This window comes from Canicola haemoglobinophilus (genome assembly GCF_002015075.1).
GTDB classification, from domain to species: domain Bacteria; phylum Pseudomonadota; class Gammaproteobacteria; order Enterobacterales; family Pasteurellaceae; genus Canicola; species Canicola haemoglobinophilus.
Genome location: NZ_MUXZ01000004.1, coordinates 93,066 through 108,042 on the forward strand (window position 1 = coordinate 93,066; position 14,977 = coordinate 108,042).

At 37.5% G+C, this 14,977-nt stretch carries 10 protein-coding genes; 9 read left to right on the forward strand and 1 reads right to left on the reverse strand.

The window, feature by feature from the left end:
• The first annotated feature begins 68 nt into the window (after positions 1-68).
• The 3 genes from B0186_RS01035 to B0186_RS01045 all read left to right on the forward strand — a co-directional run bounded on the left by B0186_RS01035 (position 69) and on the right by B0186_RS01045 (position 4,897).
• Complete coding sequence (locus B0186_RS01035) at positions 69-698, forward strand: DNA methyltransferase (RefSeq protein WP_078217531.1); 630 nt, start codon at positions 69-71, stop codon at positions 696-698.
• The gene (locus B0186_RS01040) at positions 691-2,223 is read left to right on the forward strand and encodes an Eco57I restriction-modification methylase domain-containing protein (RefSeq protein WP_078217532.1); all 1,533 of its coding nucleotides are present in this window, start codon (positions 691-693) and stop codon (positions 2,221-2,223) included. The genes B0186_RS01035 and B0186_RS01040 overlap by 8 nt, the downstream gene beginning before the upstream one ends.
• Positions 2,224-2,380: 157 nt before the next feature.
• Positions 2,381-4,897, forward strand: a complete 2,517-nt coding sequence (locus tag B0186_RS01045) for a GIY-YIG nuclease family protein (protein ID WP_078217533.1) — start codon at positions 2,381-2,383, stop codon at positions 4,895-4,897.
• Between the two features lie 89 nt (positions 4,898-4,986).
• Here B0186_RS01045 and ppc read toward each other — a convergent pair whose 3' ends face one another.
• Positions 4,987-7,626: a phosphoenolpyruvate carboxylase gene (gene ppc / locus B0186_RS01050; protein ID WP_078217534.1), complete on the reverse strand. Its 2,640-nt coding sequence runs from the start codon at positions 7,624-7,626 to the stop codon at positions 4,987-4,989.
• A gap of 305 nt (positions 7,627-7,931) precedes the next feature.
• On the opposite strand from ppc, the gene B0186_RS11815 reads away from it, so the two are divergent.
• From B0186_RS11815 to B0186_RS01075, 6 genes are all read left to right on the forward strand, one after another.
• Positions 7,932-8,144, forward strand: coding sequence for a cation transporter (locus tag B0186_RS11815; protein WP_211272411.1), 213 nt, complete (start codon positions 7,932-7,934; stop codon positions 8,142-8,144).
• A gap of 86 nt (positions 8,145-8,230) precedes the next feature.
• Positions 8,231-10,486, forward strand: a complete 2,256-nt coding sequence (locus B0186_RS01055; protein ID WP_235817151.1) for a heavy metal translocating P-type ATPase — start codon at positions 8,231-8,233, stop codon at positions 10,484-10,486.
• A gap of 296 nt (positions 10,487-10,782) precedes the next feature.
• A complete protein-coding gene (locus tag B0186_RS01060) occupies positions 10,783-12,642 on the forward strand; it encodes a PTS mannitol transporter subunit IICBA (protein WP_078217535.1) in 1,860 nt (619 codons plus the stop codon).
• Between the two features lie 53 nt (positions 12,643-12,695).
• Entirely contained in the window at positions 12,696-13,835 is a 1,140-nt protein-coding gene (locus tag B0186_RS01065) for a mannitol-1-phosphate 5-dehydrogenase (protein ID WP_078217536.1), read from the forward strand.
• The gene (locus tag B0186_RS01070; protein WP_078217537.1) at positions 13,835-14,356 is read left to right on the forward strand and encodes an MltR family transcriptional regulator; all 522 of its coding nucleotides are present in this window, start codon (positions 13,835-13,837) and stop codon (positions 14,354-14,356) included. The genes B0186_RS01065 and B0186_RS01070 overlap by 1 nt, the downstream gene beginning before the upstream one ends.
• A gap of 122 nt (positions 14,357-14,478) precedes the next feature.
• Positions 14,479-14,934, forward strand: coding sequence for a DUF441 domain-containing protein (locus B0186_RS01075; protein ID WP_078217538.1), 456 nt, complete (start codon positions 14,479-14,481; stop codon positions 14,932-14,934).
• The last annotated feature ends 43 nt before the right edge of the window (positions 14,935-14,977 follow it).

The following is a 14,977-nucleotide window of genomic DNA, read 5'->3' on the forward strand; positions in this document are numbered from 1 at the left end:
CGCACGCACGCACGCACGCCTAACCTAATTTCCCTTCCTATTTCAATTTCATTTGCTAGGAGTTTCCTATGCAAGTGAAATCAAAACAACGTGTTGCAGACTTCGGTGAAGTTTATACCAATGAACGAGAAGTGAATGCAATGCTTGATCTGGTTAAAGACCAAGCCCAAGAACCTGATAAAACTTTCCTTGAGCCAGCCTGTGGAACGGGCAATTTTCTCGTTACTATTCTTAAACGTAAGCTAGATGCTATTGCTCAAAAGCACAAAAAAATTCAATTTGATTATGAGCGTAATGCCACCCTTGCGGTGAGCAGTCTATACGGTATTGAGTTATTAGCTGACAATGTTAAAGAATGCCAAGAACGCTTGCTGAAAGTATTTTCTGAGCATTATCAAAGCCATTATCCCAATTCCTACAAAGCGGAATGTCTCCGTTCTGCACAAATTATTTTGAATAAAAATATTCTCTGTGGCGATGCCCTTTCCCTTAAAACCCAAGAGGGCAAGGAAATTGTATTTACCGAATGGAAAATGGTCGGAAATCAATTTAAACGCCGAGATTATATCTATCGAGATTTGGTCGATAACCTGAGTGATCTGCCTCTCTTTTCCGATGAAGGTGAAGAAGCCTTTATTCCCGAACCTATCAAAGACAACTATCCCCCAGTACATTTTTTGGAGCTAGGCAATGACTGATTTATCTCACGTAAACTACAACCCTGATGTATTAAGTTGTTTAGCAAATTTATCAAATGATGAAGTTTTTACGCCGCCAAGTGTGGTCAATCAAATGCTTGATCGCCTGCCTGAAAGCCTGTGGCAAGATAAGAATGCCAAATTTTTGGATCCTGTTTGTAAATCGGGCGTTTTTCTAAGAGAGATCGCCAAGCGGTTAATAAAAGGCTTGGAATTGCAAATTCCTGATTTGCAAGAACGCCTAAACCATATTTTTAGCCAACAGCTTTATGGCGTTGCGATTACCGAAATTACAGCCTTACTTTCACGCCGTAGCCTTTATTGTGCCAAAAGAGCAAATGGTGAATATTCCGTTTGTACAAGTTTTGAAAATGAAGATGGCAATATTTTTAAACCAAAAACAGAGCATATTTGGGAAGGTGGGAAATGTACGGAATGTGGGGCAAGTCAATTAGTTTATGACCGCATTACCCTTGAAAATCACGCCTATGCGTTTATTCATCAAAATGGTCGAGAAAAATTAGGATTAGATAAAATGAAATTTAATGTAATTATTGGCAATCCGCCTTATCAATTAAGTGATGGTGGGGCACAAGCAAGTGCGGCTCCGATTTATCACAAATTTATTCAACAAGCGAAAAAACTAAATCCTGATTATCTTATTATGATTACGCCATCTCGCTGGTTTGCTGGTGGAAAAGGATTAGATGATTTCCGTGACGAGATGTTAAATAGTAAACATAAACGTATTAAAGAAATTCACGATTTCCCAAATGCCGCAGATTGTTTTCCTGGTGTAGAAATAAAAGGTGGCGTAAATTACTTTATTTGGGATAGGAATTATGATGGCGATTGTTTAATTTCTACTTATGACAATAAAAAGTTAATTTCTCAAATGAAAAGACCATTAAAAGAAGATGGATTGGATATTTTTATCCGTTATAACGAGAGTATTTCTATTTTAAGAAAAGTATTAGCTTTTAATGAGAAAAGTTTTAGTGAGTTTGTTAGTTCTAGAAAGCCATTCGGATTAGCAACGAATATTAAAGGTAATTCTAACCCATATAGTGACTCTAAAGATAATATTGTTCTGTATCAGAATAAAGATAAAGCATACTTTAAAAGAAGTAATATTTTTAATAATTCTTCATGGATTGATCAATATAAAATATTTATACCAAAAGCTATTGGCTCAGGAGATAGCAAATCTGATTATTTAAAGCCAATTTTAGCTGGATATAGAACAGCTTGCACAGAAACTTATTTGGTAATAGGTCCATTTGAAAGTGAGTTAATCTGTAAAAATGTAATGAGTTATATTAATACTCGTTTTTTTCACTTTTTAATCACACTGAAAAAGAACACACAAGATGCACCTAAAAGAGTTTATGAATTTGTTCCTATTCAAGACTTTTCTAAATCTTGGACAGATAAAGAACTTTACGAAAAATATCAATTAACCCAAGAAGAAATTAACTATATAGAAATGATGGTATTACCTAATAAAGATTTAAATGGTAGCTAAAATTAAAGGAGTAGAGACGCCACGCTGGCGCCCGAAAAATAATTTGTAAATTTCTATGAAATATTAACCGCTTGTATAAATGTTTTAAACGGACACCAGCGTGGTGTCCCTACAAATACTTCGATATTTTATTTTCTAAATAATAAAAGAGTTTCCAATGAACACACAATTAACCACTAACGACAAAGTCCAATTTTCTGAATTTAAGCAACCTCGAATTTATGCTTATTCAGATAGCCATTTTAAAGGCTGTTTAAAAGTTGGTTATACCACACGCCAAAGTGCGGAAGAACGAGTACGAGAACAATATCCAATAAAAACACCTGAACAAACTTGGAAAATTGAATTAGATGAATTGGCGGTGCGAGATAATGGCAGTTTATTTAAAGATTTTGATGTACATAAAGTATTAAAAAAGCACGGTATTCAACAACTTAATGGCGAATGGTTTCAATGTACCTTAAATGATTTAAAAGCGGCATTATTAGAAGTAAAGAGCGGTAAATCTAATCAACAAAAACGCACGCTTTCTTTTGGTATGCGTCCAGAGCAAGCCAATGCGGTAAATAAAACACGTCAGTATTTTGAGAGTTTTAAGCGAGAAAAAGCCAATAAAGGCAAATCGCCCCGCTTTTTATGGAATGCCAAAATGCGTTTCGGTAAGACTTTTGCAACTTACCAACTAGCTAAAGCAATGGGTTGGCAGAAAATTCTAATTTTAACCTTTAAGCCAGCGGTGCAAGATGCGTGGCAAGAAGATCTCCAGAATCATATTGATTTTGAAGGCTGGCAATTTGTCGCAAAAAATGGTTTAGCTTATGAAGATGCGAGGGCTGATTTACCTTTGGTCTGTTTTGGTTCTTTCCAAGATTATTTGGGACGAACAAAATCTGGAGGGATTAAACCTAAAAATGAATGGGTTCACGAGAAAAATTGGGATTGTGTGGTATTTGATGAATATCACTACGGTGCTTGGCGGGAAAATGCCAAAGATCTGTTTGATGGGGAAGAAGATAAGAAAGAGTTAAGTTTTGCCGAAAGTGATGATCTGAAAGAGTTTGATGAAGAATTGTTGCCGATCACGACAGATCACTATCTTTATCTTTCAGGTACGCCATTTAGAGCAATTTCATCGGGTGAATTTATTGAAGAACAAATTTTCAACTGGACTTATTCCGATGAGCAAAAAGCCAAAGAGCAGTGGTTGCCAGAGCTGGGGAAAAATCCTTATTTATCTTTACCTAAAATGGTGATGATGACTTATCAGCTTCCTGATTCAATGCGAGACATTGCTCGTAAAGGGGAATTTAATGAATTCGATTTGAATGAATTTTTTAAAGCCCAAGGCTCAGGCAAAAATGCGACTTTTCGTTATCAAGAAGAAGTACAAAAATGGCTTAACTTTATTCAAAATAAATTACCAGAATTAACCCAAGATACGCTAAAAATGGGGCAGAAAAAACCGAAGATGCCATTTTCTGATGTGGATTTATTAGGGCATTTACTCCATACCTTTTGGTTCTTACCTAATGTTGCAAGTTGTTATGCAATGCGAAATTTATTAGCGGAAAAGCAAAATCAGTTTTTCCATCAATATGAAATTATTGTTGCTGCAGGTGCAGAGGCAGGAATTGGGCTAGATGCCTTGCCTCCAGTTCAAAATGCAATGACGAAAAATCCATTAAATACAAAAACCATTACGCTTTCTTGCGGTAAATTAACCACTGGGGTTTCTGTTCCACCTTGGACAGGGATTTTGATGCTACGCAACGCCTCAAGCCCTGAAACTTACTTCCAAGCCGCATTTCGGGTTCAAACGCCTTGGGTGTTGCGTGGCTATGATGATGCTGATCCAAATAATGAGGAAATTTTAAAAGAGCAATGTTATGTGTTTGATTTCGCTCCTGATCGTGCATTACGTCAAATAGCGGAATACAGCTGTCGTTTGGATACAGTCAATACTAACCCAGAGCAGAAAGTGGCGGAGTTTATTCATTTTCTGCCTGTTCTTGCCTATGACGGCAGTTCAATGAAGCAAATTGATGCGGAAGGTGTCTTAGATATAGCAATGAGTGGCACAACTGCAACGCTACTTGCTCGCCGTTGGGAAAGTGCATTGTTAGTAAATGTTGATAATGATACGCTCAAAAAAATTAAGAATAGCCCAGAAGCTTTAAAAGCATTGGAAAATATTGAAGGTTTCCGTTCTTTAAATCAGGATATTGAAACTATCATCAATAAGTCTGATTCAGTGAAAAAGATGAAGAAAGAGAAAGGCGATGATTTGACTGCTAAGGAAAAGAAAGAAATCTCAGACGAAGAAAAAGAATATAAATCACTTCGGAAGCAGATTCAGGAAAAGCTGATTAAGTTTGCTACTAGGATACCTGTATTTATGTATCTCACAGACTATCGTGAACATTGCTTGCGAGATGTGATTACTCAACTTGAACCACGTTTATTTAATAAGGTAACAGGGCTAACTCAAAAAGACTTTGAATTATTGGTTAATTTGGGCGTATTCAACGAAAGCCTAATGAACGATGCGGTATTCAAATTCAAGCGTTATGAAAATGCAAGTTTAGAATATACGGGCATTGTTCGCTATCCTGATTTGATTGGGTTGTATAGTACGGTAATTTCTCGTGAAGATGCAGAGATAATGGGGAATTAGTAAAATAACTCAAGATTATTGAATATACCTCCCTTTCTCACTAATAATTGAGCTAGCGTTTTAACGCTAGCTCATCTCATAAATGACACCTAACCCGTATTCCGCATACCAGCTGCGATACCTGTGATAGTAATCATCAAGGCTTGTTCTACATCAGGATTTGGGTTTTCAGGATTTTCACGTAAACGGCGTAATAACTCTACTTGTAATAAGTTGAGTGGGTCAGTGTAAACATTACGTAATGCAATAGATTCTGCAATCCAAGGTAAATCTGACATTAATTCATCTTCATGGGATAAAGAAAGGATAGTTTTAATATCAGCTTGCAGTTGTTCACGCAAAGAGTGACCTAAATACCATAATTCTTTCTTAACTAAATGTTGATCATAATGCTCTGATAACCATGTATCCGTTTTACTGAATACCATTTCTAACATACCGATACGAGTAGAGAAGAATGGCCATGTTTTACACATTTCCTCAATAGTTTCTTTATTACCTTTCTCAATTGCTTGACGAATAGATGCGCCAGCACCTAACCAAGCTGGTAACATTAAGCGATTTTGCATCCACGCAAAGATCCAAGGAATTGCACGTAAACTTTCTACGCCACCATTTGGATTACGTTTTGCAGGACGTGAGCCTAAAGGTAATTTAGATAATTCTTGTTCTGGTGTTGCAGAGCGGAAATAAGGAACAAAATCTTTATCTCCACGCACTACACCACGATAAATATCACATGATGAAGCAGATAGTTCATCCATAATCGCGCGCCAGCTTGCTTTTGGTTCTGGTGGCGGTAGAAGGTTGGCTTCTAAAATCGCACTTGCATAAAGGTCAAAACTATTAACAGCTACGGCTGGTAAACCTAGTTTGAAACGGATCATTTCGCCTTGTTCTGTTACACGTAATCCATTTTTTAATGAGCGAGGTGGTTGAGATAAAAGTGCGGCGTGAGCTGGTGCACCACCACGACCGATAGTACCACCACGACCGTGGAATAAGGTTAATTCTACGCCAAGTTTCTCGCAAAGGTTCACGAGTTGTTCTTGTGCACGATATTGCGCCCAAGAAGCAGCCATCATACCGGCATCTTTTGCGCTATCAGAATAGCCGATCATAACCATTTGTTTATTGTTGATCACACCACGATACCAGCCCACATTAAATAATTGTGTCATAACTTCTTCTGACGCATCTAAGTCATCTAATGTTTCAAATAGAGGAACGACTGGTAAATGATAAGTAACGCCAGCCTCTTTTAATAATAAATGTACAGCAAGTACATCAGAAGCCGTGCGAGCCATAGAAATAATGTAACAAGAGATAACGCCCTCAGGTTGTTGTGCAATTACTCGACAAGTATCTAAAATTTCTTGTGTTTCCGCTGATGGTTGCCAGTTTAGCGGAAGTAGAGGACGGCGAGAGCTTAATTCACGAATTAAGAATGCTTGCTTATCATCTTCAGTCCATTGCGAATAATCGCCTAAGCCAATATAACGGGTAATTTCTGCAATGGCATTAGTATGGCGAGTACTTTCTTGACGAATATCCAAGCGAGATAAAGAGAGACCAAAACAACGGATACGGCGTAAACAATCCAATAAAGCACCATTAGCAATAATGCGCATACCGCATTGATGTAAGGATTGATAGCAATCGTAAAGTGGTTCCCATAATTGTTGATTATCAGTCAAAATATCATCTTGGCTAATAGTAGAAGGTTTGTTTTCTAAAATTTCGCCATAATAAGCGACAGTTTTCACTAATTTCGTACGTAAGCCTTTTATTACTACACGATAAGGCTCCAAGTGGTCGCCATATTTTGCACGAAATTCTTCTGTGCAATGAATAACAGAAAGCTCATCAGCTAAGACTTGAATGTCAGCTAAAAATAATTCTGCCGCTTTCCAACGATTCATGGTTAAAACTTGGCTAGTTGTTTTGGCTGTTACAAATGGATTACCATCACGGTCTCCCCCCATCCAAGAGGAAAATTTAACAGGTGCTAAACCAACAGGATGCTGTACGCCAAAATTTTTCTCTAAGTGGAAATTCAGTTGACGACAAAAATCAGGCACTGCTTTCCATAGGCTGTTTTCAATCACAGCAATGCCCCATTTTGCCTCATCAACAGGTGTAGGGCGTTGAGTACGGATTTCGTTTGTATGCCATGCGAGCGCAATTAATTGCATTAAGCGGCGTTTTAATTTGGTACTTTCTGCTTGGGTAAGATCATCATGTTCTAAACGGCTTAAGCAACGATTTATTTCTACATGTTTATGCACAAGAGAACGGCGAGTAACTTCTGTTGGGTGCGCAGTTAAAACTAATTCAATTAATAATTTTTCTACCGTCGAAATGACTTTTTCCGCTGGTACATTTTGTTCTTTTAAGCGTTTAAACAATGCTTCTAAAGAGCGGTCAGAGGCGACTTGATCAATATGTTGGCGAGAGATTGTTTGGTATTGTTCCGCTATATTGGTTAAGTTCAAAAATTGGCTAAAAGCACGAGCCACAGGAATAATATTTTCATTAGAAATAGTCGCAAGTGTATCTAATAATTTTTTTCGTGCTTTTTCATCGCCTGAACAAGAGTTTCGAGATAACACTCGAATATTTTCGATGAGATCAAGAATATCGCTACCTTGTGTATCGCTGATTGTTTCGCCTAAAAAATGACCTAACATATTGATGTTATTTTTTAGCGTTGAGTATTGTTGGGGCATAAGATCCTCACTTAAAAATATAAAAAATTCATTAGATGAAGTAGATATACCCAAAAATAATTAAAAGGTCAAATGGAATTATTTTAAAATATAAAAAAATAAATTTTATTTTAAATGCTATAGATTTAATTAGTATTTTGACTGAATTTTTAGAATTTATTTAAATAAAGAAGATGTTTTTTAATTATTAAAAGATTGTTAATGAATTGCGGTAAGGTTATTTTTATGTGAAATCCCTCTTGACCTTAACCTTAGGTCAGGGGATATTCTACGCCAGTTTTTTTATCACTAAAGAAGGAAAAAAGATGAAAACCATTACATTAAAATTAGCTGATTTGTCTTGCCAACATTGTGTTAAAGCCGTGAAGAAAACGCTAGAAGGAATTGAAGGCGTAGAAAGTGCGGAAGTAAATTTAACGGAAGCTGTAGTACAAACTGATGTTGCGCCACAAACTTTAATTAATGCTATTGTCGATGCAGGTTATCAAGCAGAATTATTGGATCCAGTTGCAAAGTAAACCAACTACCACAAACAGAAAAATCTTTGCTTAAACAGACCGCACTTGAGCAAGAAACTACAGTGCAAGGGCAAGCGCCTGATCCTGTGGTAGTTGAAGATAGAGAGGATCAGGTTACTTTATTGTTGCAAGGTTTAACTTGTGCTGCCTGTGTTTTAAAAGTTGAAAAGGCGTTAAAAAAACAAGCGGGCGTGCGTTCTGTACAAGTCAATTTAGCGGAAAGTATTGCGTTAATTCAAGGCAATGCGGATCCGAAAACTTTGCTCCAATCTGTGATTGATGCAGGTTACGGGGCAGAAATTGTTGAAGATGAAAGAACTCGTAGAGAAAAATACGAGGTTCAAATTCAACGGGAAATTCGCCAACGTAAACAGCAAGGCATTACCGCACTTTTTTGGGGATTGCTATTAATGCTTTGGGGCTTATTTGGCGGAAGTATGATGGTTACCGCCGAAAATAGAAGTTATTGGGCAATTGTTGGTGCACTTACGTTGGCTATCATGCTATTTAGTGGCGGACATTTCTTTCAAAGAGCGGTGCTAAATTTACGCCGAAAAACCGCCACTATGGACACCCTTGTGGCTTTAGGTACAGGAACTGCTTGGCTTTTCTCTATGAGCATCGTTCTTATCCCGAGCTTTTTCCCCGAAAATTCTCGCCATTTATACTTTGAAGCAAGCGCTATGATTATTGGGTTAGTTAATCTTGGCAAAATGCTTGAAGTGAAAGCAAAACAGCGTTCTTCTCGTGCATTAGAAAGCTTAGTTGATCTCAGCCCTAAAACTGCACGCATTGTTACTGAACAAGGTGAACAAGAGATTTTACTGGAGCAAGTTCAACATGGCATGATTTTACGCTTAAAAACAGGCGATAAGGTTGGTGTTGACGGCACAGTCATTGAAGGACAAGCTTGGGTTGATGAAAGTATGTTGACTGGTGAGCCTTTGCCAGTAGAGAAAACAGTCGGAGAAAAAGTGAGTGCTGGAACCTTAGTTGCAGACGGTACTTTGCTGTTCCGAGCTGAGCAAGTTGGGCAACAAACTATGTTGGCACACATTATCCGCACAGTTCGCCAAGCACAAAGTTCAAAACCGCAAATTGCACAATTAGCAGATAAGATTTCCGCTATTTTTGTCCCTGTTGTAATTGCTATTGCCTTATTTGCGAGCGCCATTTGGTATGTGTATGGACCACAACCAAACTTATCTTATGCTTTAGTCATTTTCACAACCATCTTAATTATTTCTTGCCCTTGCGCACTAGGATTAGCCATTCCCATGTCGATTATTGCTGGCATTGGGCGAGCAGCGGAATTAGGCATTTTAGTGCGAGATGCTGATGCGTTACAAAAAGCCGCTCGTGCAGATACGCTCGTTTTTGATAAAACAGGCACGTTAACGCAAGGTTTACCAAAAGTGACCGCACTTTATTGCTTCAACGACTATCAACAAACAGAGGTTATTCAATTTGCGGCTACTCTTGAGCAAGGTGCAAGCCATCCTTTAGCTAAAGCTATTTTAGACTTTGCTGCAACGCATAAAGTGGATTTAACCTCTATTGCTCATTTTCAAACTTTGCAAGGGCTAGGAGTACAAGGGGTAGGAGTGCAAGGGAAAATTGCCAAAAAACAAATTTTGCTAGGAAATAAAACCTTAATGTTGCAACAAGATATTGATTGCCATTTAGCTGAGGATATTTTTCAGCAAAAAAGTGCGGTGGGATCTACAGTAGTTTTTTTAGCCGTAGAAAAACAACTTGCTGGCGTTTTTGTATTACAGGATCCATTGCGAGAAGATAGCGCACAAGCCTTGCAACGTTTAGCCAAACAGGGCTATCAGCTAATCATGTTGACGGGCGATCAAGAAAAAACAGCACAAAGCATTGCTCAAGGATTGCCAATTAAGCGTATTATTGCGGGCGTTTTACCAAGCGAAAAAGCGCAAGTGATTGTGGAGCTACAGCAGCAAGGGCATAAAGTCGTGATGGTGGGCGATGGTATTAATGATGCCCCAGCTCTTGCCCAAGCGGATGTGAGTATTGCCATGGGGACAGGTTCTGATATTGCTATTGAAACTTCTGAACTGACTTTGATGCGACATAGCATAAGTGCGGTGGCAGATGGGATTGTTTTATCCAAAGGAATATTAAGCAATATGAAACAGAACTTATTAGGTGCCTTTGTCTATAATGTTTTGGGTATTCCTATTGCTGCTGGTGTGCTTTATCCTTTCTGGCAATTTTTGCTTAATCCAATGATTGCAGGTGTGGCAATGGCACTTTCTTCCATTACCGTTGCCACTAATGCGAACCGCTTGCAGAAATTTAAGGTTAAAGAAGATTAGTTTTATTTTGGGGTGGCATTGTGGCGAACTACAATGCCATCTTTATTTTTAGGAAAATTGAAGAATAAAACGTTATCGTGAGAATGTTTCTAGCTCTTTATAAAACACTTAAATAAATGTGATGCAGATCACATTTATTTTTTATAAAAATAAAATATGTGAAATAAATCACATTTATTAAAATATATAAATTTTCTAGTGTGATCTATATCACATTTTAAGATAAATTTAATTGGAACTAAAAATAATCAGTGCTATTTTTTGTGTGTCTTTTAAACATACTTTTCGAGGTTAGCATGTCTTCAAATTTTAAAGTAAAAGTCCAATCTTTTGGACGTTTTTTATCCAATATGGTAATGCCAAATATCGGGGCATTTATTGCTTGGGGATTTATTACCGCTCTATTTATTCCAACAGGTTGGTTACCAAATGAAAGCTTTGCAAAACTTGTTGGTCCAATGATTACCTATCTACTCCCTTTATTAATTGGCTATAGTGGTGGTCGTTTGGTTGGTGGTGAGCGTGGAGCTGTGGTTGGTGCAATCACCACAATGGGGATTATTGTTGGTTCAGAAATTCCAATGTTCTTAGGGGCAATGATTGTTGGTCCACTTGGTGGCTGGGTAATTAAAACCTTTGATAAAGCGATTGAGAGTAAGGTAAAAAGTGGTTTTGAGATGTTAGTTAATAACTTCTCTGCTGGTATCATCGGAATGCTTTTAGCTTTACTCTCTTTCAGTGTGATTGGTGAATTAGTTAGTCAAATTTCAGCACTTCTTGCTTCTGGTGTAAATGCGTTAGTTGAGGCAAACTTGCTTCCTTTAACCTCTTTGATTGTTGAACCTGCAAAAATCCTATTCTTAAATAATGCGATTAATCACGGAATTTTCTCTCCGCTTGGCATTCAACAATCTGCTGAGTTAGGAAAATCCATTTTCTTCCTTATTGAAGCTAATCCAGGTCCAGGTTTAGGTATCTTACTTGCTTATCTTTTCTTTGGTAGAGGCTCAGCAAAACAAAGTGCAGGTAGCGCATCTATTATCCACTTTTTCGGAGGGATTCACGAAATTTATTTTCCTTATGTATTGATGAATCCTCGTCTAATTCTAGCCGTAATTGCTGGTGGTATGGTTGGTGTATTAACTAATGTATTGCTTGGTGGAGGATTGGTCTCTCCAGCTTCTCCTGGATCAATTATTGCAGTGTTAGCAATGACGCCAGCTGGTGCTCACTTAGCTGTAATTACCTCTGTTATTTTGTCTTGTGCGGTCACTTTTTTAATTGCTTCTGTGTTGTTAAAAGCACAGAAAAATGATGTGTCTTTAGAAGATGCTCAAGCTAAAATGAAGTCAATGAAATCTGGCAATTCAGTTGCGTTACAATCAAACCAAATTGATAAAATCTATGTTTCCTGCGATGCAGGCATGGGGTCAAGTGCAATGGGAGCTAGTTTATTACGCAAGAAAGTTCAGGCTGCAGGCTTAAATATTGTCGTTCAAAATGTTGCGATTAATGATTTACCGACAGATGCTCAATTAGTGGTTACGCATAAGGACTTGACGGCAAGAGCCCAAAAACAAGCACCAAATGCTCAACATCTGTCTTTAGCTAACTTTTTAGATAATGCTTTTTACGACCAACTTGTTATGCAACTTATTGAAAAAAATTCAGTAACAGAGAGTGTGCAAGCGGTAAGTTCTGAGCAAAAATCAGCAAATGCAGTATTCAGCCTAGATAAATCACAAATCTTTTTGAATTTGAAAGCAAATTCAAAAGAAGAAGCGATTCAATTTGCAGGTGAGCAACTTGTGAAATTAGGTTTTGCTGAAGCAGAGTATATCCCTGCAATGTTTGAGAGGGAGTCTCAAGTTTCGACCTATTTGGGTGAGGGAATTGCAGTTCCGCACGGCACCATTGAAGCGAAAGATAAAGTATTGAAGACAGGAATTGTATTCTGTCAATATCCTGATGGTGTAAAATTTACAGAGGAAGAAGATGGTATCGCTAAATTAGTGATAGGTATTGCTGCACGCAATAATGAGCATTTACAAGTTGTAAACTCCATTACTAATGCGTTAGATGATGAAAAAACAATGGCAACATTAACGCAAACTAATGATCCAGAACAAGTTTTAGCATTACTCACTAGGGCATAATAATTTATGGCACGGATTTACGTGCCTATTTTTTGAAGTTTAAGGAAATATACATGAAGGCATTACATTTTGGCGCAGGAAATATTGGGCGTGGTTTTATTGGCAAGCTATTAGTGGATTCAAATATTCGAGTAACTTTTGCAGATATTAACCAATCTCAAATCGATCAAATTAATCAACGCCAGCAATATGGGGTGAAAATTGTGGGCGATAACAGCCGTTTAGAGCGAGTTACTCAAATTAACGCGATTAATTCGAGTGATGAACTTGCGGTATTAAGAGCGGTGGCAGAAACGGATCTTATTACTACCGCAGTAGGACCAAATGTTCTAACTATCCTTGCCCCATTATTTGCCAAAGCATTGATAAATCGTTTGGAACAAGGAAATCAAAAAACACTGAATATCATTGCTTGTGAGAATATGGTACGTGGAACTTCATTTTTTAAAGAGAAAATCTTTGAGTATCTTACGCCATTACAACAAGCCAATGTAGAGCAATTTGTTGGTTTCGTTGATTCAGCTGTAGATAGAATAGTTCCACCAGCTGAAGTAAATCCCAATGATCCGTTAGAGGTTACCGTAGAGGAGTTCAGCGAATGGATTGTCGATAAAACACAATTTAAAGGTGAAATTCCTCAAATTACAGGAATGGAATTAACGGATAATCTTCTTGCATTTGTTGAGCGTAAGCTCTTTACCCTGAATACAGGGCATTTAGTTTGTGCTTATTTGGGGAAAAATGCAGGGGTAAAATGGATCAAAGAAGCTATTGGCATTGATACAATTCGTCAAGCTGTAAAAGCGACAATGGAGGAAAGTGGAGCCGTGTTAATTAAACGTTATGGCTTTGATCCAGAAGCTCACTACACCTATATTGAGAAAATTCTCAAGCGTTTTGCTAATCCTTACTTAAATGATGATGTAAATCGTGTCGGACGTGAGCCAATCCGTAAGTTGAGTCCAAATGATCGTTTGATCAAACCTCTATTAGGAACACTTGAGTATGACTTACCACATAATCATCTCGTTGAGGGGGTTGTGATGGCGTTAAAATACAAAAATGAAGAGGATCCACAAGCTGTTGAGTTAAGAGCTTTTATTGCAAAGAATGGGGTGCGTGAAGCAATTAAACACTATACAGGATTAAGTAATGATGCTGTGATTAATGAAATTGTGGTGCGTTATTCATAATGTTGCAACAAGATCAAGTTATTGAAAAATTAAGTGAGATTGCCACAGTTCGTGGCTTTCTTGCTTTCTCTACTCAGCAGATATCAGAACATATTGAGCAGCTTATTCAACGGGTATTTCGTAAGGAAGACTTTGCATTGAAATCTGTTGTTGATTCTTTATTTGAACACCAAGGACCACTTGCAGAATTGCCAGTAAGATTAAAGCTATTACTTGGTTTAGGCGTTATATCTGCTAATACTTATGAAGATGTTAATGCATTTTTTCAATTCAAATTAGCTCTAAGTGATGAGGTTGAGGAACCAACGTTTTCATCTCCGCCTGTTATTTATTTTGTGCAACAATTGCATTGTGTTGACCTCATTTCAATTCCCCAATTTAGCGAAATGAAATTGCTCAATAATAAAGACTCAATGCAATTTCAGATGCAACAAATTCGTTTGGAAAAAATAATAAAATCTAGCTTAATTTTAGGTGTTAGTGAAATTTTGAGATCTTTGGATGTGGAAAGCCCAATTTAAAAATTTTGTTCAAATTTGGCAGGATTATTTTCAATTAATAGTTTCAAAATAATACCTCTTCTTAGAAAATTGCTATAATTGGCATCGTTTTTGAGAATTAACAATTTGCTAGGAAAATTCTGATGTCATTACAATTTAATTCAATCACCTTATTATTGGTTATGCTCATTTTGCTCGGTGTGTTAGGCAATAATAGCTCCATTACCATTTCCGCTACGATCTTACTTCTAATGCAACAAACCTTTTTAGCCAAATATATTCCATTTATGGAAAAGCATGGCGTAAATATTGGCATCATTATTCTTACTATTGGCGTTCTAAGCCCTATTATTTCGGGTAAAGTTCAATTGCCAAATTGGACAGCCTTTATTCATTGGAAAATGTTTTTAGCCATGGCAATTGGTGTGCTTGTTGCATGGTTTGGTGGGCGTGGCGTGAACTTAATGGGGGCACAACCTTCCTTATTAACAGGTTTATTATTAGGCACGATTTTGGGTGTCGCATTTTTGGGTGGCGTTCCCGTTGGACCTTTAATTGCCGCTGGGATTTTGTCCTTATTTATTGGCAAAACAGGCTAAGATATTTTTATCTCTCCATTTACTGAATTTGAATAATATAAAA